Source organism: Erythrobacter sp. S227, from assembly GCF_057364925.1.
This window is the reverse complement of record NZ_CP200280.1, coordinates 734,155-756,531: the sequence shown is the minus strand read 5'-3', so window position 1 is coordinate 756,531 and position 22,377 is coordinate 734,155. Positions and strand designations below refer to the sequence as shown.

Below are 22,377 nucleotides of genomic sequence, written 5' to 3'. Positions count from 1 at the left end.
GTCACGAGGTGACCTCGAGCAAACGCCCCCTCACCGCCGCTAAGTCTCGCGCGAAAAGCTCTTCTTGTACCGCCCTCGCCTCACCATCGAGACGCAGGAGATAGGACGGGTGCGCGGTGATCCACAGCTCGCTGCCATCCTCCAATGGCACCGGCGCCCCGCGTTCTTTAGCAAGGCTCACCGTGCGGCCAAGCATCGCTCTTGCAGCGCTTGCGCCAAGAGCCAGCACCACGCGCGGGGCCACCACTGTGCGCTCTGCCTCAAGCCAGAAGCGGCAGGTGTCGATTTCTTTCGCTTGCGGGGTCTGGTGGATGCGGCGTTTGCCGCGGCTCACAAACTTGAAGTGCTTGACCGCATTGGTGACATAAGCGCTCGCCCGGTCAATCCCGGCCTTGGCGAGGTACACGTCGAGCAACTGTCCGGCGGGGCCAACAAAAGGCCGTCCTGCTAGATCCTCCTGATCGCCTGGCTGTTCGCCTACGATCATCAGGGGAGCGCCAACAGCCCCTTCCCCCATAACGCTGCGAGTTCCGCATTCGGCTATAGGGCAATCGCGGCAGGCGTTGATCCCCTCAGCAATCGCCTCCAGGCTTGAAGGCATTTCGCGCACCTCGCGGCTCCCTTGCGCCACCATGCCCGCCTCGCGCGCCTGAGCGCCTGCAATAAGCTCAGGGATAAGCTCTGCCTCGGGCATATTCTTCCAGTATTTCTTCGGCATCTCCGACAGCATCGCGCCGATTTTCAACCGCGCCGGGTTGAAGGTTGAGGCGTAATAGGACTTCCATAGAGCCTCCACCGGATCGCCCGCTGGCGCATCCTCGCGCCGTGCCGGAGGGCCTTCGCGCATGGTCTTGCCGTCCCAATGGATGCTTCCGCGCGGGGTCAGGATCGACCAGTTCATATTGGCAAAGCGGCGCATGAAAAAGCCCGCCTCGCGCCGCACGATATGGTGGTCAGGTTCAAACCAGGCGACGTAGTGCTCGCCCTCTTCACTTGTAACCTCGCGGAAGCGGACGAAGGCGTGCATCTTATGAGCATCGCGGCGCACTTCCTTGTCGAGTTCCTCGATCCGGCGCACGTCTGTGTCAGCGCTGTCCTGCATCATACCGGGCTGCGATTGGAGCCGCCACAACACGCGATAGAGCAGGCTGAAGCGCTCAGGATCAGAGTGGACCGAGGCATTGCGGGCAAGACGCATGAAACGCTTGGAAGCGCGCACTTCGCACGCATCGGCATCGGGCACAGGCAGGCGTTTCTCACCCCGAGAAGGCCCTTCAAAAGCGAAGAGGTCGCCCGTGCCCCCCGGCTCGGCCCAGCTCACACGGTCAGGGGGCACATCGCATTGGATCAGCTGCCGCGCACGCTCGCGCCAGAAGGCGAAGTCATCGGGGCGCGGCAGGTGGACGACATAGTGCGCACCGAGGGAGACGTGCTGGAGGGCGGTCATCAAAACAGCTCCAACTGCTCTTGCTTGGGCGCGAGCATTGAGCGCAAATCCCCCCGGTCAGTAAGCTGCGTTGGTCGCCAGTCAGCCGCCACCAGAAAGGGGCGCACTTTGGCGATGGATTGGGTGAGCCTGCCAACATCCTCAAGCCGCAAACGCCTGTAACGCCGCGCTTTGAGGATACGCCCCACCGCCGTCGTCCCCAGCCCCGGTACGCGCAGCAACTGCTCTTTCGACGCGCGATTCACATCGACCGGGAATTGCCCGCGAAACTTCAAAGCCCAGGCAAGCTTGGGATCAATGTCGAGCGGGAGGTTCCCGTCCTTCTCGGTCGCATCAGCCACGTCATTTGCGCCAAAACCATAAAAGCGAATAAGCCAATCCGACTGATACAAACGGTGCTCGCGCATCAGCGGAGGGCGTTTTAACGGCAGCACCGCGCTCGCATCAGGGATCGGTGAAAAAGCGCTGTAATAGACGCGGCGAAGGCCGAAATTGCCGTAGAGACCCGCCGCCCGCCCAACAATGGCTGCATCATTGGCGTCATCCGCGCCCACAATCATCTGCGTCGATTGGCCGGCGGGCGCAAAGCGCGGTGCATGGCGAAAACGCTTTCGTTCGTCCTTCGCCTGAATGATGCGGCTCTTGGTCTTCGCCAGAGCGCCCTCAATCTCCGCCTCATCCTTATCGGGCGCAAGCTTCGTCAGCCCTGCCTTCGTCGGCAATTCCACATTGATTGATACACGGTCGGCATAAAGCCCCGCCTGCTCGATCAGTTCAGGATCAGCCTCCGGAATGGTTTTCAAATGAATATAGCCGCGAAAATCATATTCCTCACGAAGGATGCGCGCTGTCTCCATCAACTGCTCCATCGTGTGATTGGAGCTTTTGATGATGCCGGAGGAGAGGAACAGCCCCTCGATATAATTGCGCTTGTAGAAATTGATCGTGAGGTCGGCGACTTCCTGCGGCGTGAACTTCGCGCGCGGCGTGTTCGAGCTCTTCCGGTTGATGCAGTAGTGACAATCGAAGATGCAGTGATTGGTCAGCAAAACCTTCAACAGCGAGATACACCGGCCATCGGGCGCATAGGCATGGCAAATGCCCATCCCCTCGGTCGAACCCACGCCTTTCCCGCCCAGCGAATTCTTCTTCGCCGTCCCCGACGACGCGCAAGAGGCATCGTATTTCGCCGCATCGGCGAGGATTTCGAGGCGTTCGCGCAAGGATTTCTGAGGCGATCTTTGAATCATATGTTCTGTATATGTTCTTTTCCTCATTCCAACAAATGCAAAGTGTGCAACCACCCCTCCCCCCTGATGTAGGCCATCCAGCCTACTCCCACCGGTCTAAGCTTGCCGGGGAATTTCGCAGCCCGGAATGTTGCAATAGACAGCACTCAAGATTTCGAGACGGGCAATGAGGGCCCAAGGAGAATATAATGAAGAAGATTGCTTACATTGGTTTCATTGGCGCAGGTTCACTTGCACTTGCTGCATGTGGCGGCGACGATGCGGCAACCGCTGCGACCGAGAGCGCGAACCCGATCACCGCAGCTGAAGTTGAAGCGGCTCAGAAAGCCTGGGGCGAAGGCATCGTCGCTATCGGCAAAACCTTCACCGAAGAAGGCGATTACAGCGCGCGTGCATCAGAGCACATCGCGACCCATTACGCTTACGGTGCAGAAACCATCCTGTTCAAGCCGACCCTGGCTGCAGAAGATCAATTCCGTGAAACGGCCGAAGAAGCTCTGAGCTACTTTGTCGGCAAGGAAGGCACTGAAGATGGCGGTTTTGCGATTGCGCCTTACACCGATGTGCGCTGGGAGAATAACGGCACCGTCATTTCCGAAAGCGGCGATATGGCGGTTGCGATGGGCAACTACTTCTTCACCGGCACGGACGGCAGCGAAACCAAGGTTGAGTATTCATTCGCTTATGAACGCGGCGAAGACGGTGAGCTTGATATCGTGCTTCACCACAGCTCGCTGCCTTTCAGCGCAAGCTAAAAGACAACCCGATCCGCGAGGAGAGGTGCAGCTTTAACAGCTGCAAACGAAAGGGGCCGGATGTTCCTCCCGGCCCCTTTTTCGTGCGTTTTGCAGATGTGATTCCGGACCGCCGACGCGCCGAGTCTGTAGGGGCGCCTAGACGCGGTGCATGCGCTGCTGTTCGTAGAAACTTGCGTTCTCGATGCTTTTGCAAAGGTGATCCAGGACCGCGATGTGCATGTTGCTTTCAAAGGCGACCCCGGCAAATTTGCCGTCTACCCACACGACCTTGCCCAACGGGGCATTGATACCGTTCAGGCGAATGGTGACACGGTCACCTACGCTGGCAAAGCCAGAGCTTGCTTTGAGCTTGCAGCCACCTTCGGAGATATCCAGCATATCGGCAAAGATCGCGCGCGATTGCACACGGCCCTTCACCATAAGTTGGATGTGGCGTCGATCAGATCCGCGATTTGCTTGTTGAGTAGCCATAAGCGGATCATCGCAGAAATACGTAAACAAAGGATAACCATGCCTTCATGATTGACATCCCTTTACACATCAATGCCGTGGAGGAACCAATCCGGAGTGCCGCCACGGCCATCACCGGCGATCCCTGAACGGTATATCCAATAGCGCGCGCCCTGCTCGTCCTCGATACGGTAATAATCGCGCAGGCGTGTGGAAGATCGCTCGCGCCACCACTCAGGCGCAATGCGTTCCGGCCCTTCAACGCGGGCGACTTCGTGCACGCGTGAGCGCCATCTGAAACGTTGCGGATAGCCATCGGGTGAGGCGTAAAGCACCGCGATTTTCTCTGCGCGATCGAGCAGTTTCAGCGGGCGTTTGCGGGGAATTATGAGCGTAGAAGGAGCACAAACTGGCGCAAGCGCAGGCTGCCAGATGTGGCTGCGTTCAGGCAGGTGGCTGGCATGGGCAACCGGGCGGCGCACCGCATTAGGGCCAAGGCGCACACTCAACCGGTCGATACACGCAGACAGCGAAGTGCCATGACGGGCCGCGGCTTCCTCGACATCGCTTTGGGAGGCGGAAAAAGGCTCTGCCCAGCTGACCCGCAAACGCACCGTCTCTATCCCGAAACCCGCCTCGATCCCTTCGAGCTTTTCGGCAAACAACCTTGTGATGTGCGCAGGATCGCGGGTGGCAGCGGCCAGTTCCAACCGGCGCACAATCACCTCTCCATCAACCCGCCACATACCCAGTTCAAGCCGCCGCGCGCCCTCACCTTTCGCCTCCAGCTCGCGCGCCATATCCTGCGCCAAATCCTCCAGCACCTGGTCAAGCAGCGAGCGGTGGCGCAAGGGCTCCATCAAGCGGCGCTGAACCAGAGGCATATGCTGCGGGACCACAGGAAGCAGCGGTTCGGGCACGCGGCCGAGCAATTGGTCGAGCCGGATGAGCGGGTTGGCCGATGGCGATTTACGGCCCCGGAACCGGCGGTGGAGCGCGTCACGCGCAGCCGCCTCTGTCCGATTGACCGCCCCCCGCGTGATATCGGCAAGGTCGCCAAGGCGCTTCAGACCAAGGCGGCGAAGGACGGTAAGAACGTCGGTGTCGAGCCTGAGCGCTGCTGAAGGAAGGTCGGCAAGCTGGCGCATCATCGCCTCTTCGCTGGAAGGTGCAAGGATGCTGCCCCCACGATCAAGTCGCGGTCCGAAATGTGCCAATGCCCAGGCAGCGCCTGCGGTAGGAGCGATTGCCGCACGCACAGCCAGATGCCGCTTCGCAAAGGCTTGGCTTACATCCGCCAGAAGCCTTCCCTCCCCGCCGAACAAATGCGCGACCGCCGTCACATCGACGATCACACCATCGGGCGGGTCAAGCGCGCTCCACGGTCCCCAACGCTGGGCCCAAAGGGCAAGTTTTTCGAGGAAGGCAAGGTCGCCCGCAGGGTCAGACGGCGCGGTCTTGAGCCCCGGGTAAAGCGCGCGTGCATCCGCCAGCATCTGTCCTGTGCGAGCGCCCGCCGCATGCCCCGCCGCATTCACCGCATCAATGCGCGGACCATGGGCGGTTTCGGTGATGAGAGCGGTGGGAAGCTCTTCTTCCCCCTCACTCTCGCCTTTATCCCCTTGCGCCCTAGCCCCCGCAAACTCAGCCTCGCGCGCCCTATCCCCTTGAGACAGCCGCCATCGATCGACCGAAAGTTGCGCGCACCAGATTGCCATTATGCGCCGGTTTATGCCGGGATTTTCTGGAGGATTTGAAAGGGACATCTGGAGTGTGCTCTAGGGGGCGTTCAGTTTCTTTGGCGGGTGGCTTGGGCGATTTGGAAAGGCACAATCGCCCACTGTTGGAGGACAGCTTCCACTCCCCCGGCGCATGGGAGCGCGCCCGGAAAAGCTCCGCTTGCCAAGTGGGCACACCTGGCCCCTTCGCATTCCATCTCGGCTCAGATGAAACCGCAGGGCGCGCGCGCCAACGCATCCTTGCCGAAGACAAATCGCTCTGCGCCTCAAGCCGCACCAGCCACAAGGCCACGCCATGCTTTTCTGCTGCCAGACTAAGCCTGCGCGACGCTGTAAAATCGAGCGCGCGCGGATTTCCGGCGATCTCTCCGATCACGCAGGCCAAGTCCCGGCATTTCAGCCCCTCTTCCAGCGCAAACAGAGCATCTTCGGGCCTGCCCGCCTCGACACAGATCACCCGTTCGCGCCATTCTTCGGGAAGGCCATGGATGTAAGGTCGCCCGTTCAATTCGACCGCGCGTTTATCCTGCACCCACAAAATCTGCCGCCGGTCCTCTGCTTCGGCCAGCGCACCTTGTTCCCGACCCCCCTCGCAAACGCTTAAGCCATCGCGCGCCAGAGCCAGTGCGAGCCCCGCCCCGCTTGCATCACGAGCGCTTGCAAAAATCTCGCTGTGCAGCGGTTGATCGGTAAGCCCCGGACGCCAGCGCGCCTCACGCTGTTTTGACAGAGCGGCGACATCCACACCCGAGAGGTGCGCAAGGGGCGGCGCTTCAGGCCAGGAAAGAGGATCGGATTTGGTCATAGGAACATGGAAAGAGACTCATAGAGAGTCACTTTGTTCCTATTATGTTCCACAAAAAACAGAGGAGCGCAAGTCCCGCGCTCCTCCCTATTTTTCCCTAGGGACCTGACCCTAGCTGGTCAGACCCACAAACAGGATCACGGCGAGAACAATCGGGCACACAAAGCGCACCAACGCCCGCCACAGCTTATGCAAAGCGCCATCAAGGCCGTTCTCTTTGTCGATCAGCCGCGCATCGGCGATCCAACCGACAAAGATACAGGTCAAAATCGCACCGATGGGCATAAACAGCTTAGCCGTCACCCCGTCGAGCGTGTCGAAGAAATTGGTCTCTGCAAACAGCGGGATGAAACCGAGCGGATAAAACTCTGCCAGATCGTTAAACGACAGCGCAGACAAAATCCCCAGCACCGCAGCGCCCGCACCAACAATGATAGTCGCCACAGGCCGCGCCAGCTTGAACTTTTCGAAGACATAAGCGGTTGGAGCCTCGAGCAGAGAGACCGAGCTTGTAAGCGCTGCGAAGAAGATCATCACGAAGAACGCAAGACCGATAGCTGAGCCAAATGGCATCTGTTGGAATGCGATCGGAAGGGATTCAAACATCAATCCTGGACCTGCATTGGTCGAAAGGCCTGCTGCAAATACAATCGGAAAAATGGCCAAGCCAGCAAGCAGCGCAACCGCTGTATCCGCGCCTGCAATAATGCCGGAGGTTTCACCCAGATTGGTGTCACGATTGGCATATGCGCCATATGTCATCATGCCTGCCACACCCAATGAGAGTGAGAAGAAGGCCTGACCAACCGCTGCCAGCATCACTTCGCCCGTCAACTTCGAGAAGTCGAAAGTGAACAGATAAGCGACCGCCTCAGCAAAATTACCGGTGAACGCGCCATAAATCGTGATCGCAAGGAAAAGGACGAAGAACAGCGGCATCAAATACACCGCCACCCATTCAATGCCGCTTGATACGCCGCGCGCTACAAAGAACATGGTGACGCCAAGAAATCCAAGATTGAGCCCGGCCATCAAAGTGCCATCAGCAAACAGACCCGGCATCAACGCCTTGATCTCTTCCGGATCACGCCCCTGAAACGCCCCGCCGGTCAGGCCGGTCTGGAACAGGTCACTGGCGAACACACCGATGTAATAAACAACCCAGCCGCCCACGACGCAGTAAAAGCTGAGGATCAGGAAGGCTGCGAAAACGCCCATCGAGGCGAGCACGCTCCACCCTTCGGAAGCTTTGGAATCGCGCGCCACCCGGCGCACACTTTCAGGCGCGTTGGCCTGACCGTGACGGCCGATAAGGACCTCTGACAAAAGAACCGGCAAGCCGATCAGCAAAACGCAGAAAATGTAGAACAGGACAAAGGCCCCTCCTCCATTTTCGCCCGCTTCAGCCGGAAAGCGCCACATATTGCCAAGGCCGACGGCTGATCCGACGGCTGCAAGAATAAACGCGCTGCGCGATGACCAGTTCTCGTGACCGGCTCTTGCGCCCGAACCTGCTGCTGCCATCTTATGGTAGTTCCTTTTATGCGCGCCCTTTATTGGCGCTATCCCTCATTTATGCGGGCCTTTGTGCAATGTTTCGCACGCGAGGCCAAGGGCCACTTTGCCGGTTTTCGTGTATGATGCCCGCCTTGAACCGCCCTTTAACACCCAGTTCCAAGCAGACACGCGCTTTGAGGGAGCGCTTTCCTACATCAGTATCCCTCGTCAAACTGGCTGTGCCATCGTGCAATTTCAGGAGATAGCCAAATTCCTAGCGCAAAAGTGTCTCATAGGGTTAACAAGCAAGGTACTGAATTTATGAATAAAGTAGGAAAGCAGTGACCATCCTATGAGACAGTGGTGTCTAATAGGCGGATCGGGCAGTCCCACCCCGCCGCGCCATGGCTGACCACAATTTTGCCCGTTTCCAAGTGCTTTGCGTTTTGCCAAGTCCCCTTTTAAAGAAGTCCCCATGTCCACAACATTCCAGCTCGATACGAGCACCAGCCGAGCCAATCCCACCCCTCAGCCAATGAAGCGGCTGACCGTGCCCAAGATCAGGGCGCGCAAAGTAGATGGTGTGACGCAAGAACCGCTCGTGATGCTGACCGCATACACGGCGCGTCAGGCGCAGCTTCTGGATGCGCATTGCGATCTGCTGCTGGTGGGGGATAGCCTTGCGCAAGTGATTTACGGCCTGCCGTCTACTGTCCCTGTGACATTGGAGATGATGGCCAATCACGGTGCGGCTGTTGTGCGCGGGAGTTATCACTCGGTCGTGATCGTCGATATGCCGTTTGGTTCTTACGAGGCGTCCAAAGAACAAGCGTTTGAGAGCGCGGCTTACCTGCTTAAACAAACGGGCGCGGCTGCGGTAAAACTTGAAGGCGGCGAGGCCATGGCCGAAACCGTCGAATTCCTCAATCAACGCGGCATCCCTGTCATGGGTCACGTTGGCCTTACCCCGCAGGCGGTGAATGTGCTTGGCGGATATATGGCGCGCGGGCGTTCTGATGCAGAGGCAGAGAAGATTGTGAACGATGCGATTGCGCTCGACCAGGCAGGCGCATTCGGGATCGTGCTCGAAGGGGTGCTTGAACCCATTGCGATCAAGGCGACCAAGGCCGTGTCTTGTCCCACCATCGGTATTGGCGCTTCGGCTCAGTGCGATGGACAGGTGCTCGTGACCGAAGACATGCTCGGCATGTTTGAGCGGGTTCCGCGCTTTGTGAAGAAATACGAAGATATCGCCAGCGTTATCGAGAAGACGGTGGCGCACTATGCCGAGGAAGTGCGCGAGCGAACCTTCCCCACGGCAGAACAGACGTACCAGCCTAAGAAGTAGGTTCTTTGGCGAGCATGTTGGCGAGTGGCGCTGCGATTATCAGCTGAAGCAGGTGATAAAGGAGCAGCGGCGCGATCACGAAGCCTGCGACATCGGGCGCAAACAAAATAGCGGCCAATGGCGCGCCGATAGCAACGCTCTTTTGCGCGCCGGCGAAAAGAAAAGCGATCCGGTCTTCTCGGGTGATGTTGAGCAGGCCGCCTGTGAGCCAAGCGCCCCCTGAGGCCGCGATAAGGTAGACTATGATGAGACCAATAAGGGCCACCCAGCCAAGGAGAGTGAACATCTGACCCAGCCCTTGCTCAACCGCGCCTGAGAAAGCGACATAAACCGCGATGCCGATCACGACTCTGTCGAGCCATGCGACATCACTCTTGCGCTCTTTTAGCCAGTCAATCGTCCACCCCTGCACCGCTTGGCCGATCATAAAGGGCAGGATCAGGATGACGCCGATGCGAAGAATAGTCTCGGTGCCAATATCTGCTGCCTCACTGCCCGCAAGAAGCGCAAACAGCGGTGCGGTAATGAACACACCGGCGATGTTGATTAGCGCTGCGCCAACGACGGACAGCGCTACATTGCCACCCGCGAGGCTGGTGTATGAGGTAGCGGACTGGATCGTAGATGGCAGCGCGCCAAGGAACAGGAAGCCAAGGGCCACTAACGGCGGAAGGAAATTTGAAGCAGCGCTCGACAGGCCAAAGCCGATAAGCGGCATCACGCCAAAGACCCACGCGAAAAGCGGCAAGAAAAACCGCCAGTTCGCCAGCCCCTTGCCAATTTCGCCGCGCGCAATGCGCATTCCGTTCACTAGGAAAAGGAGAAAAATCGCGATGTTGGAGATGGTCTGAGCGACGCCGCGTGCATCGCCCGCTGCTGGCACAATAATCGCCAAAAGCGTCGCGGTAAGCAGGACCACGATCATCGGATCGGCAAGAATGGAGAAGCGGGACAACATTGGCCAAAGCCCCTGCCCGCTCATCACCAGATTGTCGAGACGGCACTGCTCGAGGCGGCTCGGGGCGGCTGCTATCTACAGGAAGGGTTTGATCACAAGATCTGCGAACATTGCATCGGCTTGTGCCGCGTCTTCCTCATTGCCAAGCTCGCGCGCTGCCTTTGCCCTTAAGACCAAAGCGGTCGGATCGCTCCCGGCCCCTTGTGCAATCGCAGTATCGAGCAGCACGGCAACGCGAAGCCAATCGGACTCTTGTGCGCTCACCCGTGCCAACACCATCAAAGCATCAAGGTTTTGCGGGTCACCTTGGATATATCTTGAAAGGAGCGCTTTTGCAGCATCACCCTCGCCCGCTTCAAGCATTGCAGCGACAAGCTTGCGCGTTAGCGGCCAGGAACGGCGGACTTTGGCTGATGTTCGATACGCTTCGATTGCGGCCAATGGCCGGCCGTTTGCAAGCGCGACATCGCCCGCGAGCGAATAGGCATCGCCGGACTGCGGAAATTGGCGAACCACGCCTGCGGCAGCGGAGCGTGCTTCGCTTAGATTACCGGCGGCGAGAAGGCCGCGCAGACGGCGTGTTGGCGCAGGTAGATCGCCTTCACTGGTCAGGACGAAGCTCGAACCATTGCCAAGCGCATTGGCTCTCTCAATGAAAGGAATTGCCGCCACACGATCACCCGACCGCTCCAACGCGCGGCCAACCAGCATCACGAGATATGAGGAGGCATCGGGCCGTTTGGCTGTTTCACCAAAACGCTGCGCAATCAGATCATCACGGCCCCCGAGCCACCAGGCTTTAACCAGAAGCTCTATCACGCGCATATTCGCAGGCTGCTCGTCAGCAAGGAGCTCAAGCGTGTTCGCCGCAGTGTCGTAATTGCCTTGCTGCAAATTGATGATCGCATCGAGCATTCTGGCCGCTGGCACGTCATTTTGAAGATAGCGACTACGTTCTAGCAACCTTGCCGCCACCGCCGGATTGTCCGCGCGCGCAGCAAGCACCGCTTGAAGATAGAGAGCTTGTTCATTGTCTGGAGAAAATTCGGTGAGATCGCGCACCGCAGCCAGCATATCGCGATAAAGGCCAAGGTCCCCCAGTGTGGCGGCATATTCGCCGAGCACTTCTGGGTTTGCAGGGTCCGCTGAATTGGCTGCTTCGAACCACGGCAAGGCTTCTTCCATGCCATTGGCATCGCGCACCATCTGCGCTCTCAAAAGAAGCGCAGGTCCATAGTTCGGTTGCAACTCAAGCGCATAATCCGCCGCTTCGATAGCAGTGAGGTTCTCACCCCCGAGGAAGCGAAGCCGCGCAATGTCGACCCACAATCCGGGGTTTTCCGGCTCAATCTCGCGCGCCTCATCATACGCCTTTCCGGCAGCCGCCAGATCGCCCTGACGTACATATCGACGAGCATCCTCTACCACGGCAAGGAAATCCTCGCTTCCGCTGATTTGCACAGCTTCGACCGGTGGCGTTTCACCAGAGCACCCGGCGCTCACCACGCTGAACAAAGCCAGCAACGAGATAATGTGGGCGCGCTTAGACATGGAGATCATACTGCTTGAGCAGGTCATAAAGGGTTGGACGGCTGATCCCGAGGAGCTTTGCCGTGCTCGAGATATTGCCTTCACTGCGGGCAAGCGCATGGCGGATAACCCGGCGATCCGATTGTTCGCGCGCGGATTTGAGGTTCAGGACCTCTTCGTCCTCTTCATCATCGCCATCAAAATCGAGATCACCTGCGCCGACTAATTTGCCATCGGCCATAATGACAGCGCGCTTCACCCGGTTTTCAAGCTCGCGAACATTGCCCGGCCAATCATGCCCGTCGATGGCTTTGAGCGCATCGGGAGCAAAGCCTGTGACCGCCGGGTTCATCTCTTTTGCGAACCGTTTGAGAAAGGCTTTGGCAAGGAGGATCCCGTCGCCGTGCCGCTCTGCAAGGCCGGGAATGCGCACCACAATCTCTGCAAGGCGGTAGAACAGGTCTTCGCGGAAAGTCCCTTGCGCAATCATGCCTTCAAGGTTCTGGTGCGTTGCGCAAACGATGCGCGTGTCGACCTCGATAGTCTTTCGGCCACCGATGCGTTCAATCGTGCGTTCTTGCAGGAAACGAAGCAGCTTCACCTGAAGCGGCAGGGGAATATCGCCCACCTCGTCAAGGAAAAGCGTACCGCCATTGGCGCTTTCGATCTTGCCTTCGGTCGTTTTGACAGCGCCAGTAAACGCGCCCTTTTCGTGACCGAAAAGTTCGCTTTCCAGAAGGTTTTCCGGGATAGCTGCGCAATTGATAGCAACAAAGGGTTTGTCGCTCCGATTGCTTGCATCGTGCAAGCCTTGGGCCAACAATTCCTTACCCGTACCGCTCGCGCCCAGAAGCATGACGGACACATTGGTCGATGCCACACGTTCAATCGTGCGGGCGACCTTCACCATTTCGGGCGCACCGGTGATCAAACGGCCCAGCACCGTCTTGTCTTCGCTCGCATTGGCGACAAGGCGGCGGTTCTCTTGTTCGATATTGTGAAGGTTGAACGCGCGGCGAACGATCAGGCCAAGCTGCTCGATATCGACCGGTTTCTGATAGAAATCATACGCCCCGCGCTCAATCGCCTGTAGCGCGCTTTCACGGGCGACATGGCCGCTGGCCACGATTACTTTGGTGTCAGGCTTCAATGCCATAATCGCATCGAGCACAGCAAACCCTTCGGTTGTACCGTCAGGGTCAGGCGGAAGCCCAAGGTCGAGCGTCACAACTGCGGGCATCTCACTGCGCAAAGCGGCGATCGCGCTGTCGCGGTCGCCTGCGATCACAACTTCAAAGTCTTCATAGGCCCATTTCAGCTGAGCCTGCAGGCCTTCATCGTCCTCAATGACGAGCAATACGGGTTTCTTATCAGCCATCAGGCGGCCTCTTCGTTTTCTGGAGATGTATGTTCGGTGATTTTGCTGGCGGGCGCGCCTGAGCCGATCCTTGCATCGACCATGCGCACCGCTTCGGGCACGGGAAGACTTACGCAGAACCGTGTGCCGATGTTCTCGCGCGATTCAACTGTCAGTCGTCCGCCCATCGCCTTTATCATTTCGCGCGCTTCGAACGCGCCGATGCCAAAGCCACCCTGCTTGGATGAGACAAACGGTTTGAACAGGCCGGTGCGCAGGAATTCAGGGGACATACCGGTCCCCGCATCGACGACCTCGAGCATTCCCGACGGCCCATCTCTAAGCGTATTGATCGTGACCGGCTCACCCGCTTCACTGGCATCAACCGCATTCTGGACCAGATGGATGATCGCCTGTTCGGCCGCTTCCGAATTGGCAAGAACCGTGACCCGTTCCGATCGGGCAAGCGAGACAGGGTGCACGCCCTTGAACCGCTCACAAACCTTGGCGGCAAGATCGGCCAGATCAAACTCATGCGCTGTTTGCGTGTGCCCCGATCCATACCGGCCAAGCCGATCAAGAAGCGCGTTCAACTTGTCCGATGAATTGCGTAATGTGACCAGCATATCGGCCCTGAAATCCGGATTGTCGGCATGCTTTTGCGCGTTGCGCGACAGCAGAGACAGCTGGCTCGCGATGTTCTTTATGTCGTGCATGACGAAAGCCATACGCCGGTTGAATTCGTCAAACCGGCTTGCATCCATCAAAGCTTGCTGACCCGCTTGCTCAGCCAGATAACTTGCCAATTGGTGCCCGACGACGCGCAAGAGATCAAAGTCCTCCCAATCGAGCTTTCGCTCGATCTGCGGACGGGCAAGAACGATGACACCGACAAGGCGGTCGAAGTGGAGAAGAGGCACCAGCGCCCAGGCATCTTCCGCCTCGCTGAGCCAGCTTGGAATATGTTCAAGCTCGCCGAAATATTCGATACCGGCGCGCGTCTCATCCAGTGCAAGGATGTGATTGTGCTGTTCAAGAATGCTCGGCAAATTGAAGTCGCTTGCCAGGGCCGGCACGTCGAATGTCGCCCAATTCCACCGCGCGTTGAGCTCAAGCTGCGCTTCTTCATTCGGCATCAGCAGAAGGCCTGCCGGGCTTTCCGTGACGTCTGCAATCGCTTTGACCGCGCGTTCTTTAAAGCTGCTGCCCGAACTGGATGCATGGCCAATTGTGCGCGTGAAACGCAACCATTCCTCACGGTAGTCATAGCGGTGCTGGAAAAAGTGCTTCGCCACCATAACGCGCAATGACCGGCGGATACGCTGTGACGGGAGCCAGATGATGGCTGCCGCAATTGCGAAGACCAGAAACGCAATTTGGCTGGCTCTACCCACATCACCGCCAAGCAATGCAAGGCTGCGGGTCACAAGGACCATCACGATCAAATAGGAGCCAATGACAAGCAAAGAGAGCGTTTGGAACGTGACCGCGCGCGATGGGCGGAACTCCAGCCCTGCGCTGCTCGAATTGGCGCCCACAGCCATCATAATTGCCATAACACCGGCGACGATGCCATGGAGCGATCCCAGCACAACCGGGTTCGTTTCTCCAAGATAGGCAAGCGTGTGAAGGTTGAGATCGTAGGCGAAGAATGCGCCAAGCCCGATACCGCTCCACATAATGATCCGGCGCGATGCCGTTGCCGCACCGGCGTAAAGGTTGTGCAGCAGGACAAGCGCACCAATGGCGATCATCATGCTGAAAAGCCCCTCGATCTCGCTCGCAAGCTGCATCACTTGCGGGAAATCCCTCGCTTGGGTTTCGATCAGGATCACCAGCAGTTGGAAAAGCTGGACCAGGACCAAAGTGACAATCACGGGCCTTGTCGGTTTGAGGCTTTCGTCGCGCCCGTCTGCGGCGAACAGCTGAAAGATCACGGCCAAAAGCGCGAGGTTGCGCGCTGTTTCGGCAATAGCGATCAGGATTGAGCCCGGTTCTGCTGCGATCGACAGGCTGCACCAGATGACCGTTGCCCCAAGAGCCATGAGCGCCGCTTCGCGGTCAGGGCGATTGTCGTCCCCTGCCCGCGCAATCCAGACGCCAGCGCCCGCCGCAGCAATCCCGCCGATCAAATAACAGATCAGCGCAATCATTTCGGTAAGGTCGGTGTAGACAGGCACGATTACCGGGCCCCTTCCGGCCACAGCACAACGCGGACCGTTTGCAACAGGATCACAAAGTCGAGGAAGGGCGTATAGTTCTTCGCGTAATACAGATCGTATTCGAGCTTCTTGCGGCTGTCTTCGGTCGATGCGCCGTAGGGGTAATTGATCTGCGCCCAACCGGTGATGCCCGGTTTGACCATGTGCCGCTCTTGATAAAAGGGTATCTCTTCCTGGAGATCATCGACGAAAGTTGGCACCTCGGGGCGCGGGCCGACAAAGCTCATCTCGCCTTTCAGAACGCTCCAGGTTTGCGGAAGTTCATCGATCCGCACCTTGCGAATGAAGCGTCCCACACGGGTAATCCGGTCGTCATTCTCGGCGGCCCATTTGGCGCCGTCCTTTTCCGCATCAACCCGCATTGAACGCAGCTTCACCAGGTAGAACGGTTCGCCATACAAACCGACCCGCTTTTGCCTGAAGAAGGCGGGGCCCTTGCTGTCCAATTTCACGATGAGTGCAAACACACCGATGACCGGGAATGTCAGCAGCAACAAAGCGAGGCTTGCGACAATGTCAAATACACGTTTCACCGCGCTTGAAAGTATCCGGCTGCTTGAAAATCCGTCAGAGAAGATCAGCCAGCTGGGATTGACCGTATCAAGATCAACCCGGCCCGTTTCACGCTCCAGAAAACTGGAAAAATCATTGACGTGAACGCCCTTGGTCTTGATCCGCAACAAATCGTTCAGCGGCAAGGAATTGCGGCGCTCCTGCAGGGCGAGCACCACCTCGCTCACGCCGAGGTTTTCAACAAACCGGCCCAGATCATGGATTGCATCACGGGCAATGGCCTCTTCAACCACGCGGTCCGCTTCGCCCATGGAGATGTAGGAAACGATCGCAAAGCCGGATTCCGGCCGGTCGCCAAGCTCGCGCAAACGTTGTGCGCGGTCGCCAGCACCAAGCACCATGACCCGCCTGCGAAAAGCAGAGGAACCAAGAAAGCTGTTAAGCAGCAAGCGGTCCACGATCAGCACCAATATCGATAGGCCCATCGCGTAAAGAAGGGTGGAGCGCCAGAAAGTCTCGCCCGGCAAAATCCAGTCGATTGTCGCAAGGGCAATGATACCCAGACTGATCGCAACAAGCAGGCGTGCGCTGGCAAAACGCAGCGATCTCAACGCGTATGGTCCGTAAACGCCGACAGCAATCATCGCGAGCCAGACGACGCTTGCCGAACCCAAAAGGGGTACCCAGCGCCCTTCGATAGGCCCCGGATCCATGCCGATCTGATTGGCCCTAAGCAGCCATGCGGTCTCGCTGGCCATCACCAAAAGCGCAAAATCGAGCAAGCCGAGAAGCAGCACGGCATGGGGGATATAGTGCTTAAACAAACGGATCATTGCAGCGTAAAGCCTTAGGCCGGAGAATCTCTTGGATCTCCCCTCTACGCCCTAGAGTTTAAGTGTCGGTAAACTTTACAGTGCCTTTCCAAGCCCCCCAAATACGGGGCAGTCAGCGGTTAACGCCGCGATAAGGGTGTGCCCGGTTCAGGCCCTATCCCTGTTGCAGAGCGAGGCGTGCAGGCGCAGGGGTAAGGCATTCCAAGCGGCCACATCGCGGACACCCCGTTCCCAGTGGCACCGCATCCTCGGGGTCAAGCGACACCCCGCGTGCCTGCGCAAGCTCACCTGCAAATCGCGCCTCTAGCCCAAGGACGATGGACCGGCGTGCGGAACAGGCGGCTCCGTCAACCTCGATTGTTCGCGCGATAGTGAACCAGTGTTTGGGCGCCGCTTCCCCTTCGCCAAAAGTCACCGCTTGCGTGTGCATCGTGCCCCGGCTCTCAAACGAAGCATAGGGCGCCCAGGCGGGCCATCTGGCCCCGTCAAGCGGATAGAGCCCACCGCTTGCGCCTGCGCTGAAATGGACCATGCGGCCGGTTCTGCCGAACCACGCCGTGAAGAAGGGTAAGCCCCGCTCGCCGAGGCGTTGGAGCGTTGTCAAGCGCTGGGCCAACTGGTCGAAGCTTACCGCAAACCGGCGCGACAGGATCGGCAGATCATAGCCGGTCTGCTCGCAAGCCCTGAGGAACCGGCCATAAGGCATCAGCAAAGCCGAGGCGACATAGTCGGTCACATGCTCGCGGAACCTCTCTCGCGCTTCTGTTGAGGAGAGGTTGCTCCCCTCTACAACCAGTTCAATTGCCTCACGTTGTTCAAGGCTGGCGATCTGGCGGGCGATCTGGAAACGACGCGCCGCCCCGCCAAGCATCTCGGACAATTGCAACTGGCGCGCATGCAGGTCTAGCCGGTGGACAAGGCCCGGCACGACCTCTGCGGGAAGGACGCGAACCGAAAGCCGGTGCTTTTCGCGCAGCCGCTCGATCAGTCCTGCACTGATATCGCCGCGCGACAAGCGAAGCTCGTCTGCCAGCGCCTCTGCCGATTGATCAAGGTCGGCAAAGTGGTTTTGCCAGCGCTCTATCGCGCGGCGCACCTCATCCACCGGGTCCTCGCCCCCACCTTCGCGTTCATCCGAATTGTCATAGAGCCGCGCGAATGCAGCGGCTGCTTGCGGGGCGGCAGAGAGGAACTCCTGCAATTCCTCGCGGTCGATATTGAGGTCGGCAAAGCGCTTGTCCGCCATGCGCCGTGCAAGGCCATCGATCCCGCCGATTGCCTCATCCTCACGAAGATCGCGCGGGTCGAAGTCGAACCGCTCGATGACCTGAACCAGAACCCGCGCAGAAAGCGGGCGCTGGTTGCGTTCGATGAGGTTGAGATAGCTTGGCGAGATGCCAAGTGACGCGGCCATAGTGGCCTGGGTGAGCCCTTCGCGCTTGCGAAGACGGCGAAGGGATGGTCCGGCGAGGAGTGAGGAGTCGGTCATAAGGTCTTTGTAAATATATTTACATGGTTACACAAGAATTACCAAAATTCGGTCCATAGAGACAATAAAGTCTGTAACTTTTCCTGTTGTGCTGCGCCGCACCATGGCAAGGAATGCGCATAACACCTCTCAACGACCAAGGACCTCTCCCCATGAGCTACCAAGACACTATCGCCAAGATGGGCAACACTATCGCAGCCAACGGCCCAAGCTGGGGCGCGATCGACCCCGAAGCGACCGCTCGCATGGCGATCCAGAACCGCTTTCCGACCGGTCTCGACATTGCAAAGTACACCGCAAAAATCATGCGCGCCGACATGGAAGCCTATGACAACGACACCAGCCACTACACGCAATCGCTGGGTTGCTGGCACGGGTTTATCGCTCAGCAGAAGATGATCTCGATCAAGAAGCACTTCGGCACAACGAAACAGCGTTACCTCTACCTTTCCGGCTGGATGGTGGCCGCCCTTCGCAGCGAGTTTGGCCCCCTTCCCGACCAATCGATGCACGAGAAGACATCTGTTCCAGCTCTCATCGAAGAGCTCTACACCTTCCTCAAACAAGCCGACGCCCGCGAGCTTGGCGGCATGTTCCGCGAACTCGACGCGGCTCGCGAAGCGGGTGACGAGGTGAAAGCCAAGCAGCTTCAGAACGACATCGACAATTACGAAACACACGTTGTTCCGATCATTGCCGACATCGACGCTGGCTTTGGTAACGCGGAAGCCACCTACCTCCTCGCCAAGAAGATGATCGAAGCGGGCGCGTGTGCTCTCCAGATCGAGAACCAGGTGTCGGACGAAAAGCAGTGCGGTCACCAGGACGGCAAGGTCACCGTTCCTCACGAAGACTTCCTCCAGAAGATCCGTGCTTGTCGCCATGCCTTCCTTGAGATGGGCGTTGAAGACGGCGTGATCGTTGCCCGCACCGACTCCCTCGGCGCTGGCCTCACCAAGCAGATCGCTTACTCGAAGGAGCCAGGCGACCTTGGCGACCAGTACAACGCCTTCCTCGACTGCGATGAAGTAGACCCCGCTGACATCACCAACGGCCAGGTCTTCATCAGCCGCGATGGCAAGCTCCTTGCGCCAAAGCGTCTTCCGTCGAACCTCTACAGCTTCCGCGCTGGCACCGGCGAAGATCGCTGCGTTCTTGATTGCATCACCTCGCTTCAAAACGGCGCTGATCTCCTGTGGATCGAGACCGAGAAGCCCCACGTAGAGCAGATCGCCGGCATGGTTGACCGTGTTCGCGAAGTCGTTCCGAATGCGAAGCTGGTTTACAACAACTCTCCTTCGTTCAACTGGACTCTTAACTTCCGCCAGCAAGTGTATGATGCGTGGGCAGAAGCAGGCAAAGACGTCTCCGCCTATGACCGCGACCGTCTGATGAGCATCGACTACGACGCGACTGACCTCGCTATCGAAGCCGATGAGAAGATCCGTACCTTCCAGTCTGACGCAGCGAAGCGCGCCGGCATCTTCCACCACCTCATCACGCTGCCGACCTATCACACCGCGGCTCTGAGCACGGACAACCTCGCCAAGGAGTACTTCGGTGAGCAGGCCATGCTCGGCTACGTCAAGAACGTCCAGCGCGAAGAAATCCGTCAGGGTATTGCCTGCGTTAAGCACCAGAATATGGCTGGCTCTGACATTGGCGATGACCACAAGGAGTACTTCGCCGGTGAAGCAGCCCTTAAAGCGGGCGGCAAAGACAACACGATGAACCAGTTCGCTGCCGCGTAATTGAACAGCCAACGAGCTGGAGAGGGGACCCGCAAGGTCATCGAAAGACTGGCCTTGCGGGAACCGAACCAACCCGTCATTAGCTTAACTCATCATTCGGCCCAAAAGGGACCATAAAAGAGAGAACCGATGAGCGACACCGATACTCCGAAAACAGAACCTTCACGCGCACGCGCGCTTCTTTCGACCGCTGACATGAAGCTCCTGCGCCGCGCGCTCGAGAGCCATGCACGCGGAACCGAAGACCGCGAGGAGCTGGCGAAGATCAACGCCCTGCACCACCGCTTGGGCACATATGTGCCAAGCTAAAGCGTAAGACGCTTTCCATCACCCAATTCTCCTGGGGAGGAGAACACGGCCGCCAAGCGGGGTTTTCACCCTGCTTGGTGGCCGTAACTGTTTGGGGGCCGTTAACTTCTGGCTCAAATCCGTAAGACACTGTCTTTGCGTCTTAATCGGGCAGTTTTGACACACTTGACACACTGTCCAGGGCCAAAAAATCAATCGATCAATCATTCGCCTGGTGATCGCCTGAATCGATTGAAGTATTGGCTGTGCGAAGAACATGAGCAGAGCATCGCAGAATGGTCTGATGTAGGAAAACCCAAGCTTTCGGTTGCGTCAGGTCCTAAAGCCCGTAGCTCATCACCAGCAGCACCGAGAGCGCCATCACCATAATCACCACCAATGGCACACCCGTCCGGATATAGTCGGCAAACTCGTATTTGCCCTCTGCCATAATCAGCATGTTGGTCTGATACGCAATCGGCGTCGCGTAACACAAATTGCAGCCAAACAGCACGGCCAGCACCAGCGGCTCTGCGGGCAGGTCGAGGGTAGCTGCGATGCTAAACGCAATCGGCGTTCCCACGGTCGCAGCGGTTGCGTTCGAGGCGAAGTTGGTGAGCACGGTCACAAAGGCCATAATCGCCGCCAGAACCAGCGCAGGCGGCAGATACACAAGGCCCAGAGACAAACCCTCGCCCAGCCACGCCGCAGCGCCGCTTTCGTCGATAAACCGGCCTATGGTGATGGAGGCGGCAACAAGCACAATGACCTGGCCCGAAAGCGCCCTTCCCACCCGGTCAAATTTCACACAGCCTGTCACAAACATCAAAATCGCGCCCGCAAGCGCGCTGATCGCGATGGGGAGGATGCCAAACGCGGCCATCAGAACCGAAAAGCCCATGATCGCAGTGGAAAGCAGCGCTTTGGAGCGGCGAGGCAGTTCGCGCCCGCCTTCGAGCATCAGCAGGCTGTCTGCGCGGGCGAATTCCTGAAGGTCGGGTTCAATCCCCATAACCAGCAGCACATCGCCTTCCATGATGCGCAAATCGCCACCGTCGGAAAATTTGTCGCGCTCTCCCATCAGCCGCTCTGGCCGGTGGATGCCCAGAACCGCAACGCCGTAAAGGTCCGCAATGCCCGATGAAGGTAATGTCCGCGTGATCAGGCGCGAATCCGCTGTGACGGTCATCTCGACAACCATCTGATCGAGCCCTTTGGCAGAGGCTGTACGCTTGATCCGGTCAAGCACCCAGCTTGGCGCCAATTCTCCGCGAAGCTCGCGCGTTGCGTCTTCCAATGCCTCGTGCGTGCCCGAGATGTGGACGCGCTGTTGCGGTAGGAACGGGCCTGTCAGCTTGCCGTGGAAGGTGATGCCGCCTGGAAGCTTATCCTCGATCTCGGACAGCTCTTTGCCGGTCAGCATCGACTGCGAACCAACGCGAAGCCTGGTGTGGAACATGCGCGCACCTGCCGCCGCCTCGACGCTGTTGTCTTTGAGTAGGCGCGGCATGACAAGCCACATGTACGGGATCGCGATAAGCGCGGCTCCCAACACAATCGGCGTGAAGTCGAACACGCCAATCTCGCGCATGCCAAGGTCCACCGCGATGGAGACCACGAGAATATTGGTGGAGGTGCCAACGGTTGTCGCAAGCCCGCCAATAAGGCTGGCAGCGTTGAGTGGCATCAGCGTCTTTGACGTGGGCAATGCGCCTTTGGCTGCGAGCGCTGCAAAGATCGGGATCATCAACACCAGCACAGGCGTGTTGTTGACGAACATCGAAAGCACCAGCGCAATCACTAGCGATATGAGCAGGCCCAGTTGCAGGTTGAATTTGAACAATTGCTCCAGAATGCGCGCCGCAGGCTCCAGCGCGCCGGTCACGACCAGCCCCCTGCCCATGATCATAAGCGCGCAAATGGTGATAAGCGCGTAGTGACCAAACCCGCCAAAGGCGAGCGCAAGGCCGTCAATGGGCCGCGTATCGGGGAGCGGATAGAAATACAGCCCGACCGCAATGACGGCGATCGTCAGAAGCGAAACGATCTCGATCGACAGACGCCCACGCACGAACTCGATAAACATCAAGACCGTGACGGCCATTGCGGCCATTGCGTGATAGGAGGGGGCTTCGATCATGG

Annotated in this window: 17 protein-coding genes; 4 read left to right on the top strand and 13 right to left on the bottom strand. The window is 58.4% G+C overall.

Annotated elements, in window-relative coordinates; genetic code table 11:
- Position 1 precedes the first annotated feature (1 nt).
- Both AC0V6Q_RS03545 and AC0V6Q_RS03540 read right to left on the bottom strand, forming a co-directional pair.
- Complete coding sequence (locus AC0V6Q_RS03545; protein ID WP_486167043.1) at positions 2–1,447, bottom strand: UdgX family uracil-DNA binding protein; 1,446 nt, start codon at positions 1,445–1,447, stop codon at positions 2–4.
- Positions 1,447–2,697: a putative DNA modification/repair radical SAM protein gene (locus AC0V6Q_RS03540; RefSeq protein WP_486167042.1), complete on the bottom strand. Its 1,251-nt coding sequence runs from the start codon at positions 2,695–2,697 to the stop codon at positions 1,447–1,449. Before AC0V6Q_RS03540 ends, AC0V6Q_RS03545 begins: the two co-directional genes overlap by 1 nt.
- 188 nt (positions 2,698–2,885) lie before the next feature.
- Between AC0V6Q_RS03540 and AC0V6Q_RS03535 the strand changes: the two genes are divergently transcribed.
- Positions 2,886–3,452, top strand: coding sequence for a phosphoribosyl-AMP cyclohydrolase (locus tag AC0V6Q_RS03535; RefSeq protein WP_486167041.1), 567 nt, complete (start codon positions 2,886–2,888; stop codon positions 3,450–3,452).
- A gap of 138 nt (positions 3,453–3,590) precedes the next feature.
- On the opposite strand, the gene AC0V6Q_RS03530 is transcribed toward AC0V6Q_RS03535, so the two are convergent.
- The 4 genes from AC0V6Q_RS03530 to AC0V6Q_RS03515 form a co-directional block, all read right to left on the bottom strand.
- The gene (locus AC0V6Q_RS03530; RefSeq protein WP_486167040.1) at positions 3,591–3,926 is read right to left on the bottom strand and encodes a PilZ domain-containing protein; all 336 of its coding nucleotides are present in this window, start codon (positions 3,924–3,926) and stop codon (positions 3,591–3,593) included.
- A gap of 62 nt (positions 3,927–3,988) precedes the next feature.
- Complete coding sequence (locus AC0V6Q_RS03525; RefSeq protein ID WP_486167039.1) at positions 3,989–5,623, bottom strand: Y-family DNA polymerase; 1,635 nt, start codon at positions 5,621–5,623, stop codon at positions 3,989–3,991.
- Positions 5,565–6,449: an ImuA family protein gene (locus AC0V6Q_RS03520; protein ID WP_486167038.1), complete on the bottom strand. Its 885-nt coding sequence runs from the start codon at positions 6,447–6,449 to the stop codon at positions 5,565–5,567. The genes AC0V6Q_RS03525 and AC0V6Q_RS03520 overlap by 59 nt, the downstream gene beginning before the upstream one ends.
- Before the next feature lie 111 nt (positions 6,450–6,560).
- Positions 6,561–7,973: a sodium-dependent transporter gene (locus tag AC0V6Q_RS03515; RefSeq protein ID WP_486167037.1), complete on the bottom strand. Its 1,413-nt coding sequence runs from the start codon at positions 7,971–7,973 to the stop codon at positions 6,561–6,563.
- 448 nt (positions 7,974–8,421) lie between these two features.
- Here AC0V6Q_RS03515 and panB point away from each other — a divergent pair, with 448 nt between their 5' ends.
- Positions 8,422–9,294, top strand: coding sequence for a 3-methyl-2-oxobutanoate hydroxymethyltransferase (panB, locus tag AC0V6Q_RS03510; protein WP_486167036.1), 873 nt, complete (start codon positions 8,422–8,424; stop codon positions 9,292–9,294).
- On the opposite strand, the gene AC0V6Q_RS03505 is transcribed toward panB, so the two are convergent.
- From AC0V6Q_RS03505 to AC0V6Q_RS03480, 6 genes are all read right to left on the bottom strand, one after another.
- Entirely contained in the window at positions 9,284–10,252 is a 969-nt protein-coding gene (locus AC0V6Q_RS03505) for a bile acid:sodium symporter family protein (RefSeq protein ID WP_486167035.1), read from the bottom strand. The genes panB and AC0V6Q_RS03505 overlap by 11 nt on opposite strands.
- 75 nt (positions 10,253–10,327) lie before the next feature.
- Entirely contained in the window at positions 10,328–11,803 is a 1,476-nt protein-coding gene (locus tag AC0V6Q_RS03500; RefSeq protein WP_486167034.1) for a tetratricopeptide repeat protein, read from the bottom strand.
- Positions 11,796–13,160 carry a PEP-CTERM-box response regulator transcription factor gene (gene prsR, locus AC0V6Q_RS03495; protein ID WP_486167033.1) on the bottom strand — a complete coding sequence of 455 codons (1,365 nt, stop codon included), beginning with the start codon at positions 13,158–13,160 and terminating at the stop codon, positions 11,796–11,798. Before prsR ends, AC0V6Q_RS03500 begins: the two co-directional genes overlap by 8 nt.
- Complete coding sequence (gene prsK / locus AC0V6Q_RS03490; protein ID WP_486167032.1) at positions 13,160–15,319, bottom strand: XrtA/PEP-CTERM system histidine kinase PrsK; 2,160 nt, start codon at positions 15,317–15,319, stop codon at positions 13,160–13,162. The genes prsR and prsK overlap by 1 nt, the downstream gene beginning before the upstream one ends.
- 2 nt (positions 15,320–15,321) lie before the next feature.
- Entirely contained in the window at positions 15,322–16,707 is a 1,386-nt protein-coding gene (locus AC0V6Q_RS03485) for a TIGR03013 family XrtA/PEP-CTERM system glycosyltransferase (RefSeq protein ID WP_486167031.1), read from the bottom strand.
- 154 nt (positions 16,708–16,861) lie between these two features.
- Entirely contained in the window at positions 16,862–18,196 is a 1,335-nt protein-coding gene (locus AC0V6Q_RS03480) for a helix-turn-helix domain-containing protein (RefSeq protein WP_486167030.1), read from the bottom strand.
- Positions 18,197–18,348: 152 nt separating this feature from the next.
- Between AC0V6Q_RS03480 and AC0V6Q_RS03475 the strand changes: the two genes are divergently transcribed.
- Together AC0V6Q_RS03475 and AC0V6Q_RS03470 are read left to right on the top strand one after the other, a co-directional pair.
- Positions 18,349–19,947, top strand: a complete 1,599-nt coding sequence (locus AC0V6Q_RS03475) for an isocitrate lyase (protein ID WP_486167029.1) — start codon at positions 18,349–18,351, stop codon at positions 19,945–19,947.
- A 129-nt stretch (positions 19,948–20,076) separates the two neighbouring features.
- The gene (locus tag AC0V6Q_RS03470; RefSeq protein ID WP_298333358.1) at positions 20,077–20,256 is read left to right on the top strand and encodes a hypothetical protein; all 180 of its coding nucleotides are present in this window, start codon (positions 20,077–20,079) and stop codon (positions 20,254–20,256) included.
- 319 nt (positions 20,257–20,575) lie between these two features.
- Here the strand turns inward: AC0V6Q_RS03470 and AC0V6Q_RS03465 are convergent, their stop codons facing one another.
- Entirely contained in the window at positions 20,576–22,375 is a 1,800-nt protein-coding gene (locus tag AC0V6Q_RS03465) for an SLC13 family permease (RefSeq protein ID WP_486167028.1), read from the bottom strand.
- Positions 22,376–22,377 lie beyond the last annotated feature (2 nt).

What these genes read in the sequence shown, in the direction of transcription:
- AC0V6Q_RS03545 (WP_486167043.1), bottom strand. Translation starts at nt 1,447, where the DNA reads ATGACCGCCCTCCAGCACGTCTCCCTCGGTGCGCACTATGTCGTCCAC.
- AC0V6Q_RS03540 (WP_486167042.1), bottom strand. Translation starts at nt 2,697, where the DNA reads ATGATTCAAAGATCGCCTCAGAAATCCTTGCGCGAACGCCTCGAAATC.
- AC0V6Q_RS03535 (WP_486167041.1), top strand. Translation starts at nt 2,886, where the DNA reads ATGAAGAAGATTGCTTACATTGGTTTCATTGGCGCAGGTTCACTTGCA.
- AC0V6Q_RS03530 (WP_486167040.1), bottom strand. Translation starts at nt 3,926, where the DNA reads ATGGCTACTCAACAAGCAAATCGCGGATCTGATCGACGCCACATCCAA.
- AC0V6Q_RS03525 (WP_486167039.1), bottom strand. Translation starts at nt 5,623, where the DNA reads ATGGCAATCTGGTGCGCGCAACTTTCGGTCGATCGATGGCGGCTGTCT.
- AC0V6Q_RS03520 (WP_486167038.1), bottom strand. Translation starts at nt 6,449, where the DNA reads ATGACCAAATCCGATCCTCTTTCCTGGCCTGAAGCGCCGCCCCTTGCG.
- AC0V6Q_RS03515 (WP_486167037.1), bottom strand. Translation starts at nt 7,973, where the DNA reads ATGGCAGCAGCAGGTTCGGGCGCAAGAGCCGGTCACGAGAACTGGTCA.
- panB (WP_486167036.1), top strand. Translation starts at nt 8,422, where the DNA reads ATGTCCACAACATTCCAGCTCGATACGAGCACCAGCCGAGCCAATCCC.
- AC0V6Q_RS03505 (WP_486167035.1), bottom strand. Translation starts at nt 10,252, where the DNA reads ATGTTGTCCCGCTTCTCCATTCTTGCCGATCCGATGATCGTGGTCCTG.
- AC0V6Q_RS03500 (WP_486167034.1), bottom strand. Translation starts at nt 11,803, where the DNA reads ATGTCTAAGCGCGCCCACATTATCTCGTTGCTGGCTTTGTTCAGCGTG.
- prsR (WP_486167033.1), bottom strand. Translation starts at nt 13,160, where the DNA reads ATGGCTGATAAGAAACCCGTATTGCTCGTCATTGAGGACGATGAAGGC.
- AC0V6Q_RS03485 (WP_486167031.1), bottom strand. Translation starts at nt 16,707, where the DNA reads ATGATCCGTTTGTTTAAGCACTATATCCCCCATGCCGTGCTGCTTCTC.
- AC0V6Q_RS03480 (WP_486167030.1), bottom strand. Translation starts at nt 18,196, where the DNA reads ATGACCGACTCCTCACTCCTCGCCGGACCATCCCTTCGCCGTCTTCGC.
- AC0V6Q_RS03475 (WP_486167029.1), top strand. Translation starts at nt 18,349, where the DNA reads ATGAGCTACCAAGACACTATCGCCAAGATGGGCAACACTATCGCAGCC.
- AC0V6Q_RS03470 (WP_298333358.1), top strand. Translation starts at nt 20,077, where the DNA reads ATGAGCGACACCGATACTCCGAAAACAGAACCTTCACGCGCACGCGCG.
- AC0V6Q_RS03465 (WP_486167028.1), bottom strand. Translation starts at nt 22,375, where the DNA reads ATGATCGAAGCCCCCTCCTATCACGCAATGGCCGCAATGGCCGTCACG.